The following is an 18,624-nucleotide window of genomic DNA, read 5'->3' on the forward strand; positions in this document are numbered from 1 at the left end:
TGTCATGTTTGTTTTGCGATATGTTTCAATCGCTGTATATCTTGACGTTTTGCATGTTCAGTTTTCAATGTTCATTTGTTATATCTCTTCCGAGACAACTACTTCATTCTATCATTTTCGACATAAAGTGTCAACAACTTTTTTTGTTTTCTTTTTTTATGTCGTTTTGACAGCTACTCAATATTACTACTCTCCATTAGAAGAGTCAAGAGTTTTTTAAAGTTTTTTCATTACAACTTATATCCTTTTTTTGAGGACTTTTGTATCTTATCACCGATTGATAGGTTTCGTCAACAACATTTTTCGACAAAATTTGCAGATGTATTTATCCTATCTATATATAGTATGAGATAAAGCGCTTTATCTCATACCTCTTAAACTGTACGAATATCATCCCAAGCGCAGACAATCTCTGTGTAAGGGTTCCCTCCTATATTGACTTCTACTTGATCAATTTCTTTTGCCCCAAGGGATTCATAGAAAAAGCACGCCTTATTTTCTGCGAGCACTAATACAAGCATAGTATAAACTTCGCGATCAACTAAGTCTTTTATGATAGGTTTGACTAGCTTTTTCCCTAATCCTTTCCCTTGATACTCTTCTAATAGATAGATTGCATATATTTCACCTTTATATGAAGGATAACCCCCACTCCGCTCTAAGCCGCCCGAAGAAAATCCCACAACTTCATTTTTTTCATTTACAGCAACGTACACATCTCCGCGTGGAACTGCATAATCCCAAATCTTCTTTCTGCTTTCGTACGTAAGGTTGCTCAAATATTCATCTGAAACTATCCCCTTATAGGTAGTTCTCCAGCTATCCACATGTACCTTAGCAATACCGGTAACATCTTCACTTTTTGCTCTTCTTATCACAAAGCTCATCTATATACCCCCGCTTCTTCCTTCTATTTATGTATCTCTTTGATTATTCTTCCCACTTCTCTCAATCTCCTTTAAAGCAATAAAAAAAAGAGGAGCATAAGCCCCCCTATTGTTTATACGTGGAATATGAAATATAGTACAAACACAACCCACATGCCATACATGATTGGGTGTATTTCTTTTATTCTTCCAGCAGCAATCATCGTTATTGGGTAAAAGATAAAGCCAATTGCGATACCAGTAGCTATTGAATAAGTTAGCGGCATCATAATAATAACGAAAAACGCCGGAACTGCTACTTCAAAACGATTCCAATTAATTTTCCCAATTGCAGATACCATTAATACCCCAACGATAATAAGTGCTGGTGCTGTGACATAAGAAGTAATTACACTTAAGACCGGATAGAAGAATAGAGATAACAAGAATAAAATACCCGTGACGACAGCAGCAAACCCAGTACGCGCTCCTGCAGCTACCCCTGCTGAGGATTCTACATAAGAGGTAGTAGTAGAAGTACCAGCAATCGCGCCTGTCACAGTTGCTAGAGAATCAGCTAAAAGTGCTTTGCCTGCTCTAGGCAGCTTATCGTCTTTCATTAAGCCTGCTTGGTTTGCAACGGAGATAAGAGTTCCCGCTGTATCAAAGAAGTCTACAAACAAGAATGTTAATACTACTACTAAGAATTGAGTTGTAAGCAATACTGTTGGATCATCAAAAAACACATCAAATGCAGCCCCAAAAGTAGGAGAGATATCCGGAATCTTTCCAACAACAGCATCCGGAATTGGCACAAGAGAGAAAATCATCCCGACGATTGCCGTAATCAGCATTCCATAGAAAATACCGCCTTTTATTCCCTTAACCATCATCACTACTGTAATAACTAGCCCGAAAATTGTTAATAGGATATTAGGATCTGTTAGGTCTCCGATCGAAGCGACAGTATTCTCGTTACTAACGATAATTTTTGAGTTCTGCAATCCAATGAACGTGATAAATAGCCCGATACCAGCTCCGACTGCATATTTTAATTCAGAAGGAATCGCATTTATAATTGTTTCACGAATTCCACTTAATGATAGGATAATGAATATAATACCTGAGAATAAAACACCTGTTAAACCTATTTGCCAAGGTATCTCAAACTGCAACACCACAGTGTAAGCAAAGAATGCATTTAGCCCCATACCTGGTGCTAAAGCAATAGGATACCTTGCAATCAATCCCATGAATAAACAGCCGACAGCTGCCGCAAGAGCCGTTGCTGTAAAGACAGCCCCCTTATCCATGTACATAAAATCTGGTAGACCCGGTACCGTTTCTAGAGATAACGTTAACGGATTGACTACTAGAATGTAAGCCATAGCCAAAAACGTTGTTAGACCCCCAATAATTTCACGACGATAATTTGTTCCTAGCTCTTCAAAACGAAAATACTTTTTCATAAGTTCCTCCATTTTTTTGTCTAGATAACGAAAAAAAGCACACGACTTTTAGTCGTATGCTTATCTCAAATAAGTGAATAGAAATAAATATCCTTCACTCATCGTAGTCGGACCATTTACGGTGGTCCGGTAGAGACTTTTGGGCCATATTCCCAACGTTATACGACGACATAATTAAATTTATGTTAGTAATATACCATTATATTACTAGGATATCAATACAAAAAGACGAACATTTTTTAATATTCAATTTTAATAGTTCGCTTTTATAATACGCTACTCTGCTGTCTCTGTTTCTCCCTCTTCCATGTCATCTGGGAATACAGTACTATCAAACACTTCATTCGTAGCAGCATCAATCATATTAAATGTAAGCTTTAAATCGTCTTCTGTTTTTCCGTCAAAGGCCCCATAATACGCACCTGATAAAACCAATCCAAAGATTGCAAAACCATCAAGTCCATTTTCATAAGCTTCTCTGTCTACCTTTATATCAAATTCACTAAAATCTTTATTATATGTAATTTCTTTAATAGATGGATATTCTCCAGAAGTCACAATATCCTCGACGGTACTTGCAATTTCTTCTTTCATTTCCTTCATCATTTCTTTGTGCTTAGATTTAGACATAGTGTAAGTAACAGAGCCATCAGCGTTTACCTTTGCCTCTTTCATGCCTTCCTCTTTAGCGCTACTAATTATTTCTTCCTCTGTAGTGTCTTCGAAGAAGCTTTCAGGCAATGTCACTTCAACATTTAGTAACCCCTTATCAACACTTACTTCTTCTGATTTTTTATTTTCCGTTTCTTTATTTTCAGCTTCTTCAGATCCACAGCCTGCTAGCAAAGCAACTGCCCCAAGAGCCAATAGCCATTTTTTCATATAGATTCTCTCCTTTTATCGTCAACTTACCAAGTCCAGCCGTAGCTCTTCACTTCGATGGTCGCTACTTTTGAACCGACACCCTTTGGAAGATCTGGATAACTTAATTCAAATCCTGCTTCGTTTCCTGGAGCTAACCCGACGTCCACACTACCTTCTAATACTCCTAACAGCTTTCCGTCCTTATCTAGTAGAGCAGCTGCTAATCGAATATCATCCTGCTGTTCTTCTGTAGGGTTTTTCACTAGCCCTGTCACTTTGTAACCGTATTCTCCGTCAATCCCTTTAACAGAAGAAACTTCCATTAAATTCGGATCCTCTGTTGTTTCTTCGAAATTGTAGTTATAAGTCGTTTCTTTAAACTCTGTTTCGGTTGATACACCATCTAAGATAGTAGATTCTACTATAAAAGCAGTTTCGCCAGGTTTCACTACACTAGGAATGGAATAAATCATCGATGAAGTACCTAAAACACTATCATCCTGTCCTTTAAAGTTCATTTGAGTTTCTCCTATTTCTACTGCTGTTTCCCCTGTATTTTTAAGAATAGCAGCTGAATGAACCCAAACACTATCAATAGAATCTTTCCAAGCGCCACTCACCTGTTGATCGATTTCTACCTTTGCAACTTTTTCTTCTTTCGCTTCCTCTTTGCTAGTGTTTGCCTCGCTCTCACTAGAAACAGTAACTTTTTCATCACCACATGCCACTAGTAAAAGTGACAAAAGCATTAAAATCCCTAATTTTTTCATGCCAATCACCTTTCTTTTGTACTAAAAAAAATCTTATCACAGCATGAATCATTCTCTTTTATTTTTGATTATTGTTATTTTATTTAATATTTTATTAATAGAGAAGTTTAACTATTTTTTTAAAATGATATTTACATTCCAAAATAAATACCCTTCTATTAATTAGTTGCTGAACTACCGGATAGAAGAGACAAACAAATACAAAGTCCCTCTTTACCATGCATCGCATGACTAAAGAGGGACTATACTTTTATACATATTAATTATCTGTTTGTTTTTGCTTCTTTTTCAAATACTCTGCACGAATTTTTTCAAGCTGCTGCTTTTTATCAAATGTAGCAGGCTTGTTTTTTTCATGGTACTTTGCAACAGCTGCCTTGCCTTTTGAATCCAATTGGTATTTCCCCATATTGTTCACCTACTTTTCTTGTCTTTCATGAGAATCTATTCAATAAATATAATATACCTTACTTACTGAACGAGACTCTTTTACTTTATTATTGTACCGCTTCCTCGTCTATATAAATAAAACATAAAGAGCTCTATAATTTTGCCTACTTACTTGAATTATGTTACCACAAAAAAGATCTTCGGTTACCAGGATTAAAGCTTAAACGGAAGTTTAAATAAACCTTCAAGGTTTTTCCAAAAAGTCCTCCACTAACTTTATATACTGTTCTGGATGACGCAATACCAATTCACAATGACCATATTCTCTTAGACAAACGATTTTAGCTTGCGGATAATGCTTTCGCAAGTATTTTGCAGATTTCTTTGCTATCAATTCATTGAGCGTTGTTCCATGATAATAAATCACTTCTATATTGTCCCTCTTTAGATTTTTAGGTAATTGAAATTGTCCGACGGAAGTTACAGCATTTTTTATTGTTTCGTTGTTCATTGCATCCATCATTTCGAGGAAATAGTTCATATAATTTTTAGGGATAAAGGATTTCTCACACATATTCAAAGTTTTGGCATCACGCTGTTGAGTTTTTCGAGTTAAGCTTATGTATTGTTGAATGAAGAGAGCTGTTAATACCTTATTTTGTGGTACTAGCGGTGCTCCCTCTAAAAATAATTTTTCAATATGTATTTTGTCATTCGCCCATAAAAGGGAAGCTATAGATCCACCCATTGACATCCCACAAATCGCAAATATGTTATTCCCATAGTGTTCGATATAATATTTTTCAATATCCTTTGCTGCTTTCTGAACAGATATAAAGGTACTTTTTTCTATGGGGTCATGCCCATCTAAAATAGGGACAATAACATAAAACCTTTGACTAAAATAATCAATTTGCGGTTTCCATACTTGCCAAGGTACCTGAAATCCATGAATCAGCATCATCTTTTTATTTATAGAATTTCCAAACTCTAAAAATCTCATCTTGTAGATTTCCTTTCAGCCGGTAGTGATTTCTTTGCTTCAACATTATCATACAGCAAGAAAACCAGAAGGAATGAAAAGGGTCCTCCCAATAAAAAAACTCCCTTATCATGGACTACATGAATAGAGGGAGTTTTTTTGGGGGTTATACCGTTGAACTAATATTGCCTCTACCTAGGTCATACCTTCTACGTCCTTGCGCCTGTCGCTTTGCTATCGGCGCAAAAAAGATCCTCGCCATCGCGAGGATCTTTTTTATTCCCACTCAATCGTAGCTGGTGGCTTGCTCGTTACATCATACAGTACGCGGTTGATGTGTGGTACTTCGTTTACAAGGCGGGTACTAACTTTTTCTAGTACGTCCCATGGGATGCGTGCCCAGTCGGATGTCATGCCGTCGATGGATGTTACGGCGCGGATTCCGATTGCGTAGTCATACGTACGTGCATCGCCCATTACACCTACACTGCGAATGTCAGGCAGTACCGTGAAGTATTGCCAGATATCGCGGTCAAGTCCGGCTTTTGCAATTTCTTCGCGAAGGATTGCATCAGATTCACGTACAATTTCTAGTTTTTCTTCCGTCACTTCACCAAGGACACGGATTGCAAGTCCAGGACCCGGGAACGGCTGGCGCCAAACGATTTCATCTGGGAGACCAAGCTCTGTACCAAGCTCGCGAACCTCGTCCTTGAATAATGTTTTTAGCGGTTCGATCAGCTTAAACTGCATGTCCTCTGGTAGTCCGCCAACGTTATGGTGAGATTTGATTGTTTGCGCTGTCGCAGTACCACTTTCAATGATATCTGTGTAAAGTGTTCCTTGTGCTAGGAAGTCCATGCCCTCTAGCTTGGAAGCTTCATCGTCAAATACATAAATGAATTCGTTACCGATAATTTTACGTTTCTTCTCTGGATCCGAAACTCCAGCCAGCTTGCTCATGAAGCGTTCGCGAGCATCGATTTTAATCACGTTCATATGGAAGCCTTCAGAGAAGGTTTTCATCACGCTCTCTGCTTCGCCTTTACGAAGTAAGTTGTGATCGACAAACATACAAGTCAATTGGTCACCAATTGCTTTATGTATTAATACAGCAACAACAGAAGAGTCAACTCCTCCGCTTAGTGCGCATAATACTTTTTTATCTCCTACTACTTCACGAATTTTTTCGATTTCCATTTCAATGAAGCTCTCCATTGTCCAGTCGCCTTTTGCTTTACATACATCGAATACAAATTGACGAAGTAATTCGATTCCGTAGATAGAGTGACGTACCTCTGGATGGAACTGAACCGCATAAAGACCCTTTTCTACATTTGCCATTGCAGCCACTTCACAGGATGGGCTTGTCGCGATTACCTCGAAGCCTTTTGGTGCAGCTGTCACATGGTCTCCGTGACTCATCCATACAACATGGTTTTTCGGAAGATCGCCGAATAGCGCTGTTGGATTTTTTACGTCGATTTCTGCTTTCCCATATTCACGGAATGACGCTTTTTCTACTTTCCCACCATAAAAGTGAGCCATTAATTGCATTCCATAGCAAATTCCTAGGATTGGAATATTTAATTCAAAAATAGCTGGGTCGATGTGAAATGCATTTTTATCATACACAGAATTTGGACCACCTGAAAAAATGATACCGGTCGCATTCATTTTCTTCACATCTTCAGCAGTTACAGTATGTGGGTGAAGCTCGCTATATACGCCAAATTCACGGATACGACGAGTGATTAGCTGATTGTACTGACTTCCGAAATCTAGAACAACAATCTTTTCTTGCTCTTTCAACAAAGGAGTTGAAGACATTTTTTCCACCTCTTCTAAATAGTTTCCAAACCGTAGCGTATAATAAAAAACGCGTACGAAAGTATTTCCTCTTTCTACGCGCTTATGTTCTCTACTAAAAAAGGCGAATGCATACCAAAAAGGCATAGGACATTCACCTTCATAGTCAAGTCATTTTCGGTAACTTGGTAGAGACATCCGAACCATATTATCGGACATATACGAGGGCAGCTTTGGTCAATTTAATTTCCTTCAAGTTTACAGGTACTTAGATGGAAAATCAACTGCCTAACTGATTGATTAAATTTTCCCAACTTTCTCTCAACGTTTGAAAGTTTAACTCGTTTTTATTATTACCATAGAAGCCTTTTTGATATTCTTTCGTTAATCGTTTCATATGGTTTTCACCAAAACTCTCATCAACTGACTTTGCAAAGTCCATGAGAGTTTGTCCTTGGCTTCTCTTATAGCCGTAACTCGCCAGTTGCTTCAATAGCTGATGATACATCTTTTCAAAGGTTTTCCAATCCTTTGCTCTTATACGATAAGAAGGAATCAATATCTTTGCGATCCACTTTCTTCGATAATGATAGAAAATCAAGGCTAACAGAATTAATCCAACGATCGACCAGATAACAGCAGCCTTATGATTATCTACCCAATCTACTACACTTTCCATGCGCTCTGTGAAAGTCTTAGAAGTGGCTTTTTGCTGATTAGCAGCCTCTTCTGGTCTTTCCGGCGCTTGCTCCGGCTGTTCCATAACAGGAGAAGTTACTTCTGTTTGTCTTTCCACATCATAATCGATATTTGCATAGTTCGTAAATCCGATTGTTGGCTCGAATGGCATCCAACCGATTCCTGGTAAATACGCCTCTACCCATGAATGGGCATTGTCATTTGTAACCTGATAAACAGTCCTGTCACCCGTTTTTTCCAAGTCCTCACCGGGAGCAAAGCCTTTGACCCACCTTGCTGGGACACCGATAGAACGAAGCATTACAACCATAGAAGTGGAGAAATTATCACAGTAACCAATCTTTGTATCAAAAAGGAATTGGTCTACATAATCAATGTCACCAGTCGGGATAGCTGCTTCATTTTGATTATAAGAGAAGCCATTTTGTCTAAAGTATCGCTCAATCCGCTTAGCCTTTTCATACAGATTATCCTCTGTAGAAGTTACTTGCTCTGCAAGATCTCTCACTCTCTGTGGCAGGGCATCAGGCAATTGAAGATAGCGATTTAGGTCTTCGCCTAATTCCTCCACGCCCTCTAAAGTGGTAGCTCGTAATTGCGTTAAGCTGTATTCTGGCTCACTGAACTCTATATCATATTGCTTTGGTAAGGAGGTAGTTCGACCATCCGCCGAACCTATTTGCTGATTAAATACTGTCAGACTATAAGACGTTTCAGACCCAGCATGAACTCTACTGATGCCATATGGCTGAACAACATAAGGAAAGTCTCGAATCATATTAATAGATGCAATCTCTGTATTCTCTATCGGACCAGGATTTACGTCTTGAAGAAAAGAAGTTCCTGTTGGAATTGTAATGGAATCATATGGAGGTTCTTCAGAATTTATCCATCCCTTTGATGTATAAGTATCCTTTGTCTCTACCTTCCAATATTGTCTAGAAGAAGACACTGCCTGAAATACTAATGTGTCATCACTTGCAAATGCCCCACCTAGCTTTTCATCATTATCTCCATACCCTACCTTTCTAAGTGTTCCACCATTCCCTCCTCTTCCAACTGCATCTAAACTAGAGGATGTAAAGAAGGGCACTGGATCAGGCCATACAGGTGCTGCCTTAGGTAAGAGGTAAGCTACCCCTCCACTGAGCCCCAATACCAGAAAGAGGCTTGTAACAACAGAAAAGAGAAATTTCCCCTTATTCTCTAGACCATGCTCTTCCATAAGCTTTTTGGCATATAGCAATCCCATGATCATAAAACCAGAGGTCAATGTAATAATTATTCCCGTTTTTCCATTGTAAGGACTAAAGGTATCCAGGATTGTTACGAATAAAACAGTTAGCACAAAAAACAATAACAGGCTTTTTCGAATCATAATCCAATAGTTAATCAGATAAGCTGCCATCCAGAGAAGTACATAAAAAAGTGCAGTCCGAAAAGGATCCGTGATAGCTGTCCATTCTCCCCTCATGACAGCTTCTATGTTCTTCATGAATACTTGTCCCAAAAAGCTCCAGCCTTCTCTAGAAAAAAAGGATACATCGGCATATATATAGACAACAATCCAGCCTATCAGCAGCATCTTAATCGGAATACCTATTTTCCAGCTGAGGCCAATAAAATAAAATAAAAAGGATATCCCTATAAATAGTAGAAATAGTCCCATATAATTCGTGTCAGTCAGCACAATGACCGGCTTCAGCCACTCTCTTAATAACATAAAGACAAATACGTAGATGATAAATGTTAGTAATCTATTTTGATTAGACGCAGACATTTAGCGTTTCACCTCCATAAAGGCTTGAGCAAATCGATCCTTTGAAATTGTATGAACATGAATGCCTCTGCTCCTTGCATACTGATAAATAGAAGTTTCCTCTTTTGATAATTTTTCATCTTTACTTTTTACCACGAAGCATCTACATGCCCTCATACCACCTGCAGCCTTTTGAATACTATCAATCCATTCATAAGTTAGGGAACTCGTGATATATAAAATAGAGGTTGCCTGCGCAATGGCAGGATCCCCTACTACCACCTGCTCCATCGGCTTTGTTAAGTCCGGCTGAACCCTGGTCAAGTGATACAGCGATTGCTGCAATTGTCCTTCGTTTTCTACTGATTGGAAAAACACACGATCTTCTCCTATAGAAAGAAAGGCGCTAGAGGCTTGATGGCGTACAACTGACTGGAGAATAGAAGCCGTAAAATCTACAACATCCTCAAACAACGGAGAGGGAGATCTGTCCATTAGGATAAATAAATCCTGAGATTGCCTGTCTTCAAATTCCTTTGTCTTCAATGTCTGTGTTCTAGCAAAAGATTTCCAGTGAATCCAAGAAACACGATCTCCTGGCTGATAAGATCTTACCCCAGTTGCCATAGTTGTATCTTTATTTACCTGAATCCTAGACGCAGCTGCTCCTTGGTCATACCTAGTTTCTATTGGTATATACACCATATCCGTTAAATTAGGAAAGACTAATATTTTCTTTTTATTAGCGATAAATTTCTCTTTTTTTACCCAACCAAATAAATCGCTAACTTGGATTGTTACTCCGTTAAACTCATGCTCCCCACGTGGGATACGATCTATTTCATATTTCCAAGTGAACTCCTTTTTCATTCCCCAAAATACGAGCTGCCTTCTCGGTAATCTGTTTTTTAGTGAGGAGCTAACCTCCTCTTGAAACCATACAAATAGAAGAGGAAAACCATTCTCCCTTGTTACTTTCACAGTAGCCGCAAATTTCCCTCCACTATGAACCTTTCCCGTCTCAATCGTCCGTTCTACCTCTAGGTTGGATAAAGGATATAAAAATAGTAGTAGGGAATACAAAGAAAGCGGAACTACCAGATAAAAAAGAAACCAACTGACAAATCCCCCCTGGAACATCGCATACACAAATGCTACAACCAGGAGAAATAACACTCCCATAAATCCCTTCCATTTTTTCATTCCAACTAATCTTGCAAGCATCTAATTGACCTTCCTTTTAATAGGAACAGGAGCCCTCTTCACGATTCTTCCTAACACTTCTTCTGATGAGATACCGTCATACCTTGCCTCTGGACGAAGAATCACCCGATGTCCAAAAACAAATGGAAGAAGGTATTGAACGTCATCAGGCAACACATAGTCTCTTCCATTTAATAAAGCAATCGACTGGGAAGCTCTCATGAGTGCTATAGAGGCACGTGGACTAACGCCTAAATAAATATAAGTGTCATTTCTTGTACGAGCTGCCAAGTCTACGATATATGCTTTAAGAGTAGCGTCTACGTTTACTTCACGCGCTTTCCTTTGTAAAGCAACCAGCTCTTCAAGAGTAATGACAGGCTCTAAGGTCTCAAGCGGAGAATCATGCTCTAAGCGATTTAATATTTCTATTTCCTCTGTTGCGCTAGGATAACCCATTCTTACCTTCATCAAGAAGCGGTCTAACTGTGCCTCTGGAAGCGGGTAGGTCCCTTCATGCTCAATCGGATTTTGGGTTGCCATTACAAAGAATGGTTTTGGAAGGGGCATCGTCACACCATCGATTGTTACCGATGCTTCCTCCATCCCTTCTAGCAGGGCAGACTGTGTTTTAGGAGATGTTCTATTGATCTCATCCGCTAAAACAATGTTCCCTAATATAGGTCCTGGGCGAAACTCAAATTCTAGTTCCTTAGGGTTATAGATAGAAACCCCTAGCACGTCCGATGGTAATAAGTCTGGGGTAAATTGAATTCTTTTAAAATCTGCACCGATCGACTTTGCTAATGCACGTACCATCATTGTTTTCCCTACCCCTGGCACATCCTCTAGGAGAATATGACCTTCTGCTAGTAATGCTACCACTGCAAGCTCGGCAATGTCTCTTTTCCCAATCATCACCTTTTCTATATTTGAAATAATTAATTGCATTTTATTGTAATCTACCACTAATGTTTCCCCCCTGCTTTCTATTAATTGACTAATCTGATAATTCAATGTGCAATGAGACTAAAAAAAAATTAACCCACATACTCTTTATTATAGAGTTTGTGGGTCTAGTTGAATATATTTATTTCCAAAATTCATCAAATATAGTAATTGGCATATGACGTTTATGCATAGAACGATTGTAAAATCCTTCTATTTTTTCCTGTACCTCTGGTGATACTTGTTTACCTTCTAGATAATCGTCGATATTATCGTAAGTCACTCCCAGTGCTACCTCATCTGGTAAGGCTGGGCGTTCCTCTTCTAAATCTGCAGTCGGAACCTTGGTATACAAATGCTCAGGTGCACCTAGATACTTTAGGAGCTGCTTCCCTTGTCTCTTGTTTAGTCGGAATATAGGAGTTAAATCGACACCGCCATCTCCATATTTCGTATAAAATCCTGTCACTGCCTCTGCTGCATGATCTGTTCCCAGGACGATACCATTATTCATAGCGGCTATGGAATATTGTGCCTTCATACGTTCTCTAGCCTTTTCATTCCCTTTCGCAAAGTCGCTCAAAGTGATTCCAGCTTCCACTAAGGCACGAGCACTTGCATCTACCGCTTCTTTAATATTAATCGTTAGACGTTTACTTGGCTGTATAAAGTCTAACGCGTCTTGGCGATCATGCTCATCGAATTGTACACCATAAGGAAGGCTTACCGCGATAAAGGAATACTTATTCTCACCTAGCTCCTCATTTAATTCATTTACCGCTAGTTGAGCTAGTTTTCCTACTAAAGTAGAATCCTGACCACCAGATATGCCTAGTACCATGCTTTCTAAAAAAGGATGTTTCTTTAAATACGCCTTCAGAAAGTCAATGCTTAATCGAACCTCTTCTTCCACGTCAATGACTGGTTTTACCTTTAATGCTTCAATAATTTCTCTTTGTTTATCAGACATTAATAAGCCCCTCCATTTTGTGCAATAAATTGTTGTTCCATTTCCTTCGTTTCTTGAATGTTACGCATTTTGTTATCCCAGCATTTTTGGCTTAAATCAACTGGATATTCCTCTGGATTTAAAGAGCGTTTATATTCATCCCATAGAAGTTCAAGATTCTCCTCTGCATAACGACGAATCTCTTCTAAGGACGGATTGTTATAGATAATCTGGCCATTTTCTATAACCTTTACATGCAAATCCTTCGCTTCAAAGTTTGTAACAAACTTCGAAACAAATGTATGAATTGGATGGAACATCTTCAATCTTTCCTCTTGCGATGGGTCCTCATCATGCATGGTGATATAGTCACCCTGAGATTTTCTATTCCCTTTATCAATAATTCGATAAAGTTTCTTTTGCCCAGGGGTAGTAACTTTTTCTGTAGTGGAGGAGATTTTAATCGTATCTTCCATTTCTCCTTGCTCGGTTTCGATGGAGACAATTTTATATACTGCTCCAAGTGCTGGTTGGTCATAGGCTGTGATCAGCTTTGTTCCGATTCCCCAGCTATCCACTCTTGCTCCTTGGGCTTTAAGGTTCAGTATAGTATATTCATCCAAATCATTCGAAACAATTATTTTTGCATCATGGAAGCCAGCAGCATCTAGCATCTTCCTTGCTTCCTTAGACAAGAAGGCGATATCTCCAGAATCTAAGCGAATGCCAATGAAGTTAATTTTATCCCCTAGCTCCTTCGCCACTTTAATGGCAGTCGGCACCCCAGTTTTCAACGTATTGTAAGTATCAACAAGGAACACACAATCCCTATGTCTCTTTGCATATGAATGAAAAGCTTCGTATTCGTTCTTATAAGCTTGAACAAGTGAATGAGCATGGGTTCCTGCTACCGGGATTCCAAAAAGCTTTCCTGCTCGTACGTTACTTGTAGCTTCAAAGCCACCGATAAATGCAGCTCTTGTTCCCCATATAGCCGCATCCATTTCCTGTGCTCGTCTGGAACCAAACTCCATCGCGACCTCTTCTTTTACTACTTGTTTAATACGAGAGGCCTTTGTAGCGATAAGTGTTTGATAATTAACGATATTTAGCAGTGCAGTTTCTACCAGCTGCGCTTCTGCCAACTTTGCTTCTATACGGATAATTGGTTCGTTTGGAAACACTAATTCCCCTTCAACCATCGAGTAAACATCACCAGTAAATCGAAGTGTACGTAAATAATCTACAAAGTCTTCTCGGTAGCCGAGATCATGTTGCAGGTATTCTAAATCACTTTCGCTAAAACGAAAATCTCGTAAGTAATCAAGACACCTCTCTAGTCCAGCAAAGACAGCATAGCCATTTCCAAAGGGAAGCTTTCGAAAAAAGAGTTCAAACACTGCTTTTCTCTCGTGCATATTGTCTGCCCAATACGCCTCCGCCATATTTATTTGATAAAGATCTGTATGTAACATTAAACTGTCATCTGGATAATTTTTTTTCATTAGAATAAAATCTCCTTCTCGTCACTATTAGACTAATTATACACCATTTACCCTTTTACTTTGCAATTAATCCGTCACCACTATACACACAGACATCAGCCTTAAATGGAAAGAGGAGACGAGCGACTAACAGGCGGGAAGAATGATTATTCTTTTGTCCGAAGATGTCTAACTGTGGATTTATTTTTTCGACAAAATAAAACCAGTCACCCCAAAGAGCGACTGGTAAAGATTGGTTACCCATATAATATATTTACTCAAAGATATAAAAATCGTCAAGGAAAAATAAGTAAATTACTGAATATTATTTTAATAAAACACCTTTAACAAAACGCTTAATCGAAAACATACCAGCTTAACTGTACATTTATCATAATCGCTATTTTTATTTAGATAAGTCTACACAGCCCTGATAGATTAACTCAAATAATTCTTCAATATCCTCTTCCTCCACGCAAGAAAACGCTACACGAATGTCGGTTGAATTACTTGCGATGACTCCAACCCCATATTCATCTAACAAATGAAGACGAAGAGTTTCTGCATCAAGCTCCTTTAACTTCAAACACATAAAATAACCTGAATTAAACGGGTAGTATGTCCAATAAGCATTGAATTTTTCGTTAGCAAGCACTTCTTTTGTTTTTATTGCACGGCCCTGCATAATTTCAAGTTTTTCCTTTTTCTCCACTTGGAATTCAGGAGATGTTAAGGACTCTAAAATAATTGTCTGAGAAACGTGAGAACCACTAGAGATTGTTCCTCTAATAAGTCCCTTCGTTTTTTGCTCTAAAGCATCCAGTACATCTGCTCCAGCTGCATATGTGATAAAGCCAACTCGAAGTCCCCACACATAGTTTTCCTTCGTTGCCCCATCTACCTTTACAGGTAAAATATTTGGGTGAATGCCAGCAAGCAAGCCGAAAAGAGATTCCTTAATAGAATCCTCGTAGAATAAACCGAAATACGCGTCATCTAGTACTACTACTAAATTAAGTCCTTTATCTGCAGCTTCCTTTAAAGCAAGCACAATTTCTTCTGCTTCTTTTACGGACGGAGTATACCCGGTTGGATTGTTCGGGAAGTTCAACAGAACGATTGCCTTGCCTGTTTGTTTTTGAAGCGTTTCACGGAAAGAATCTATATGGAATCCACCTGCTTCATTGAACAGAGAGAAGGTTTCCACTTTACCTCCCCTTCTAATTTGAAATACTGTATTATAATTTCCCCAGTATTGATCAGGGGTGATAATCACATCTCCAGCATTCACAAACAGATCTGCCACTATACTTAGACCATGAGTAAGAGCATTTGTCACAATTGGCTTCCCAAAGGATTTACCTCTCATAGAAGGATTGTCTTCTAGAATTTTTTCTCTCCAAGCAGTTCTTAGCTCTTCTTTCCCTTGAGGCGGGGCATATGGATAAATATCCTTTGGACTATAGCCTAACTTTTCTTGGATATGTTGAAAGTGCATCGGCAACCCATTTTCTGTTGCTATCCCAATGGTAGCGTTAAAACGATGAGCTTTTTTACTAGCCTCTGCACTTTGGCTTAAAATTCCCTTTGGATAATAAAGGCTAAGTCCTAAATCCGATAACATATGAAAGAATGCTGGATTTTCGTTTTTTATCTTATCATTTAATTGTACAGCCAAAGCATTCATCTATTGGACCCTCCAGAATTTCTATTTTGTACATATTGTACTTCATTTCATTACAGGTTTGTATCCTTTACCGCAATATATTGACTACCGTACAGATTGGACACGACTATTCTGCCAATAGCTCTAAGGTGATCGGACAATGGTCGCTCCCCATAACATGCGCATCGATAGAAGCATCCTTTAGCTTGGGAGCAAGCCTTTCGGAAGCGATAAAGTAGTCAATTCTCCATCCGATATTTCGCTCACGAACCTTACTCATATAGCTCCACCAAGTGTAAGCACCCTCTTGGTCGGGATAAAAATAGCGAAATGTATCAATAAAACCCTCTTCTAGCAAAGCTGTCATTTTACCACATTCCTCTAGGGTAAAGCCAGAATTTCCTCTATTCGATTTGGCATTCCGTAAATCTATGGGACGATGAGAAACGTTTAAATCCCCACACATGATAACTGGTTTCACCTGATCCAATTGCTTCAAGTACTCCCGCATTTCATCCTCCCATTCAAGTCGATAAGCGAGCCTCGAAAGATCTCGTTTGGCATTTGGTGTGTACACATTTACTAAATAGAAATCTTCGAATTCTAGGGTTATAATGCGCCCTTCCTCCTCAGTTTCCTTAAGGCCTACTCCATAGCGTACAGAGAGTGGCTTGATTCTAGTGAAAACAGCTGTACCGGAATACCCTTTCTTCTGCGCATAATTCCAATACTGCTCATACCCATCCAGCTGTAAATCTATCTGACCGGCTTGCAGCTTTGTTTCCTGCAAACAAATAATATCTGCATCCTTTTCATGAAAATATTCTAAAAACCCCTTCTGCACACAGGCTCTTAGCCCATTTACATTCCAAGAAACTAACTTCATTTTATTTCCCCCTCATAAAAAAAGGCTGTCTAATGCACGTGTAGCCATCTATGTATCTATTCATTATATCACGTAAGTTTAGGCATATAGGGTAGTCCATCTCCTGCATGCTTGCAGTTTGTCATACACAATAAAAAACTACCTCCATTGTATCAAGAGATAGTCTGATCACACTTATTTTTCTAGAGCAGCTCCTAAAAACTTTGCAAGCTCCAGCATGCCATATTTCCCTGCCTTCGCTTCTGCATCTGCGTTGTAATTCGTATTCGTGTTCACATCGTACGTATAAACTTCTCCATTCGCATCTTGAATAAACTCGATCCCCGCAACATCAATATGACTAGCCTTTAGAAATGCTTCATAACGAGAAATCAATTCCTCACTTAAGTCTTCTGTAATCTCAAACTTGGGTCGCTGAATCGGCTCCTCCCCAACAGGGCAGTAGGCATCCCCGATTTGACATGCATCAGCAGGACACAATTCGAATCCCTCCGATGTGTCCACTCTTACCGCATAGACATACTTGCCTCCTATAAACTCTGCTCTTGTAATATACGACTCTGGGGATTGGATGTATGCTTGAATCAATGTAATGCCATCTACTGGCTCTTCAAATGTTGGACCGTAAACGTATTCCTTTAATGCATCTATCGTTTGAAACAGCTGTACTCCCAATCCTTTTCCAGCTCTATTATGCTTCGTAATAAACGGAGTAGCTCCTAGCTTTTCTGCAGCTAGTAAAATCTCTTCCTTCCCGACCGCAGCAATTGTTTTTGGCGTTCGAATCCCATTTGCAGATAATGCTGTATATTGGTTGATTTTGCTAAGCTCCAAACTGAGCGCCTTTGTCCCATTAAACACTGTACGACCGTGAAGCTCTAGCCAAGAAAGCACACCACCAGCAAGCTCAGGAGCATACCGATGTCCACGCGTATGAGAGGAAGCGCTCATCCGATTATAAAATACTCCCTCTGGCGGAGTAGCTGTAAGATCCACTATTCCCTTATCAAGATGCCAAGACTCATATGGCAACTGTAACTCTTCAAGACGCTTCGTTAAATGAACTGTCCACTCATCATTTTCATGGATTATATAAATCTTTCGCATCGCGTATTCTCCTTTTAATCCCTATTATTCTTATTGGTATTATTATTCTATAAAGCCCAACAGAAAACAATAGATTTGTTTCGAAGAATAAAGAGAAGCCATCCATTAAGAATACCCAAGCCTATCCCCAGCGGTCGCTGGCCATGCCCTCCCCCCATTCCTAACCGAGAGTAAAGTTGGGCTATCCAAGAATAAATCCCGACCGAACGAGAGTAAATCGGCTAAATGAGAATAAAGTTGGGCTATCCGAGAGAGAATCCCAGCTATCCGAGAGTAAGCTCTCATTGAACGAGAATAAATTCCCCTCGAACGAGAGTAAAGCACCCACCTATCCCAAGTGGACTTGGACCATGCCCTTCCACCATTCTAACCGAGAGTAAACCCCGACCGAACGAGAGTAAATCCCAGCCATCCGAGAGTAATACTACAACCTATCCAAAGTGGTTGGACTATGCCCTTCCACCATTCTAACCGAGAGTAAAATTGGGCCATCCGAGAATAAATCCTGGTCGAACGAGAGTAACGCCACAACCACTACCCAGTGGACCTAGGCCATGCCCTCCCCCCATTTCTAACAGAGAGTAAAATCGGGCTAAACGAGAATAAATCCTGGTCAAATGAGAGTAAACTGGCTAAACGAGAATAAATTCCCCTCGAACGAGAGTAAAGCACCCACCTATCCCAAGTGGACTTGGACCATGCCCTTCCACCAGATTATGTACATATAATTGTGTAAAAGTGAAAAGTCATATAAATTCCTGGGTAAATGTTAG

15 protein-coding genes and 2 riboswitches are annotated in these 18,624 nt (G+C 39.3%); all 15 genes read right to left on the reverse strand.

Annotated features, from left to right (window positions below; genetic code table 11):
• Positions 1 to 374: 374 nt before the first annotated feature.
• The 15 genes from AC1VU3_RS17210 to AC1VU3_RS17280 all read right to left on the reverse strand — a co-directional run bounded on the left by AC1VU3_RS17210 (position 375) and on the right by AC1VU3_RS17280 (position 17,851).
• Entirely contained in the window at positions 375 to 887 is a 513-nt protein-coding gene (locus tag AC1VU3_RS17210; protein WP_482984145.1) for a GNAT family N-acetyltransferase, read from the reverse strand.
• A gap of 113 nt (positions 888 to 1,000) precedes the next feature.
• Positions 1,001 to 2,335: an NCS2 family permease gene (locus AC1VU3_RS17215; protein WP_480390333.1), complete on the reverse strand. Its 1,335-nt coding sequence runs from the start codon at positions 2,333 to 2,335 to the stop codon at positions 1,001 to 1,003.
• A gap of 84 nt (positions 2,336 to 2,419) precedes the next feature.
• Positions 2,420 to 2,521: riboswitch (purine riboswitch) on the reverse strand.
• A 90-nt stretch (positions 2,522 to 2,611) separates the two neighbouring features.
• The gene (locus AC1VU3_RS17220) at positions 2,612 to 3,217 is read right to left on the reverse strand and encodes a lipoprotein (protein WP_482984146.1); all 606 of its coding nucleotides are present in this window, start codon (positions 3,215 to 3,217) and stop codon (positions 2,612 to 2,614) included.
• Positions 3,218 to 3,243: 26 nt separating this feature from the next.
• Positions 3,244 to 3,969, reverse strand: a complete 726-nt coding sequence (locus tag AC1VU3_RS17225) for an FxLYD domain-containing protein (RefSeq protein ID WP_482984147.1) — start codon at positions 3,967 to 3,969, stop codon at positions 3,244 to 3,246.
• A gap of 259 nt (positions 3,970 to 4,228) precedes the next feature.
• Positions 4,229 to 4,378: a hypothetical protein gene (locus tag AC1VU3_RS17230; RefSeq protein WP_480390330.1), complete on the reverse strand. Its 150-nt coding sequence runs from the start codon at positions 4,376 to 4,378 to the stop codon at positions 4,229 to 4,231.
• Between the two features lie 225 nt (positions 4,379 to 4,603).
• Positions 4,604 to 5,362 (reverse strand): alpha/beta fold hydrolase, encoded by a 759-nt coding sequence (locus tag AC1VU3_RS17235; RefSeq protein ID WP_482984148.1) that lies wholly within the window; start codon positions 5,360 to 5,362, stop codon positions 4,604 to 4,606.
• Between the two features lie 255 nt (positions 5,363 to 5,617).
• Complete coding sequence (gene guaA / locus AC1VU3_RS17240) at positions 5,618 to 7,171, reverse strand: glutamine-hydrolyzing GMP synthase (protein ID WP_482984153.1); 1,554 nt, start codon at positions 7,169 to 7,171, stop codon at positions 5,618 to 5,620.
• Positions 7,172 to 7,293: 122 nt separating this feature from the next.
• Positions 7,294 to 7,395: riboswitch (purine riboswitch) on the reverse strand.
• 35 nt (positions 7,396 to 7,430) lie between these two features.
• Positions 7,431 to 9,629, reverse strand: coding sequence for a transglutaminase-like domain-containing protein (locus tag AC1VU3_RS17245; RefSeq protein ID WP_482984149.1), 2,199 nt, complete (start codon positions 9,627 to 9,629; stop codon positions 7,431 to 7,433).
• Positions 9,630 to 10,832, reverse strand: coding sequence for a DUF58 domain-containing protein (locus tag AC1VU3_RS17250; protein ID WP_480390325.1), 1,203 nt, complete (start codon positions 10,830 to 10,832; stop codon positions 9,630 to 9,632).
• Entirely contained in the window at positions 10,833 to 11,762 is a 930-nt protein-coding gene (locus tag AC1VU3_RS17255; RefSeq protein ID WP_480390339.1) for an AAA family ATPase, read from the reverse strand.
• Positions 11,763 to 11,901: 139 nt separating this feature from the next.
• Positions 11,902 to 12,729: an ammonia-dependent NAD(+) synthetase gene (gene nadE, locus AC1VU3_RS17260; RefSeq protein WP_480390324.1), complete on the reverse strand. Its 828-nt coding sequence runs from the start codon at positions 12,727 to 12,729 to the stop codon at positions 11,902 to 11,904.
• Entirely contained in the window at positions 12,729 to 14,213 is a 1,485-nt protein-coding gene (locus tag AC1VU3_RS17265) for a nicotinate phosphoribosyltransferase (RefSeq protein ID WP_482984150.1), read from the reverse strand. Before AC1VU3_RS17265 ends, nadE begins: the two co-directional genes overlap by 1 nt.
• Positions 14,214 to 14,598: 385 nt before the next feature.
• Positions 14,599 to 15,879 carry an aminotransferase class I/II-fold pyridoxal phosphate-dependent enzyme gene (locus tag AC1VU3_RS17270; protein WP_482984151.1) on the reverse strand — a complete coding sequence of 427 codons (1,281 nt, stop codon included), beginning with the start codon at positions 15,877 to 15,879 and terminating at the stop codon, positions 14,599 to 14,601.
• 106 nt (positions 15,880 to 15,985) lie between these two features.
• Complete coding sequence (locus tag AC1VU3_RS17275; RefSeq protein WP_482984152.1) at positions 15,986 to 16,744, reverse strand: exodeoxyribonuclease III; 759 nt, start codon at positions 16,742 to 16,744, stop codon at positions 15,986 to 15,988.
• A gap of 174 nt (positions 16,745 to 16,918) precedes the next feature.
• Complete coding sequence (locus AC1VU3_RS17280) at positions 16,919 to 17,851, reverse strand: ATP-grasp domain-containing protein (protein WP_480390320.1); 933 nt, start codon at positions 17,849 to 17,851, stop codon at positions 16,919 to 16,921.
• Positions 17,852 to 18,624 lie beyond the last annotated feature (773 nt).

The sequence above is a fragment of the Psychrobacillus sp. Z16_25 genome (assembly GCF_056856695.1).

Bases quoted from the DNA above. Each gene is read 5' to 3' on its own strand.
- AC1VU3_RS17210 (WP_482984145.1), bottom strand. From the start codon at position 887: ATGAGCTTTGTGATAAGAAGAGCAAAAAGTGAAGATGTTACCGGTATT.
- AC1VU3_RS17215 (WP_480390333.1), bottom strand. From the start codon at position 2,335: ATGAAAAAGTATTTTCGTTTTGAAGAGCTAGGAACAAATTATCGTCGT.
- AC1VU3_RS17220 (WP_482984146.1), bottom strand. From the start codon at position 3,217: ATGAAAAAATGGCTATTGGCTCTTGGGGCAGTTGCTTTGCTAGCAGGC.
- AC1VU3_RS17225 (WP_482984147.1), bottom strand. From the start codon at position 3,969: ATGAAAAAATTAGGGATTTTAATGCTTTTGTCACTTTTACTAGTGGCA.
- AC1VU3_RS17230 (WP_480390330.1), bottom strand. From the start codon at position 4,378: ATGGGGAAATACCAATTGGATTCAAAAGGCAAGGCAGCTGTTGCAAAG.
- AC1VU3_RS17235 (WP_482984148.1), bottom strand. From the start codon at position 5,362: ATGAGATTTTTAGAGTTTGGAAATTCTATAAATAAAAAGATGATGCTG.
- guaA (WP_482984153.1), bottom strand. From the start codon at position 7,171: ATGTCTTCAACTCCTTTGTTGAAAGAGCAAGAAAAGATTGTTGTTCTA.
- AC1VU3_RS17245 (WP_482984149.1), bottom strand. From the start codon at position 9,629: ATGTCTGCGTCTAATCAAAATAGATTACTAACATTTATCATCTACGTA.
- AC1VU3_RS17250 (WP_480390325.1), bottom strand. From the start codon at position 10,832: ATGCTTGCAAGATTAGTTGGAATGAAAAAATGGAAGGGATTTATGGGA.
- AC1VU3_RS17255 (WP_480390339.1), bottom strand. From the start codon at position 11,762: ATGCAATTAATTATTTCAAATATAGAAAAGGTGATGATTGGGAAAAGA.
- nadE (WP_480390324.1), bottom strand. From the start codon at position 12,729: ATGTCTGATAAACAAAGAGAAATTATTGAAGCATTAAAGGTAAAACCA.
- AC1VU3_RS17265 (WP_482984150.1), bottom strand. From the start codon at position 14,213: ATGAAAAAAAATTATCCAGATGACAGTTTAATGTTACATACAGATCTT.
- AC1VU3_RS17270 (WP_482984151.1), bottom strand. From the start codon at position 15,879: ATGAATGCTTTGGCTGTACAATTAAATGATAAGATAAAAAACGAAAAT.
- AC1VU3_RS17275 (WP_482984152.1), bottom strand. From the start codon at position 16,744: ATGAAGTTAGTTTCTTGGAATGTAAATGGGCTAAGAGCCTGTGTGCAG.
- AC1VU3_RS17280 (WP_480390320.1), bottom strand. From the start codon at position 17,851: ATGCGAAAGATTTATATAATCCATGAAAATGATGAGTGGACAGTTCAT.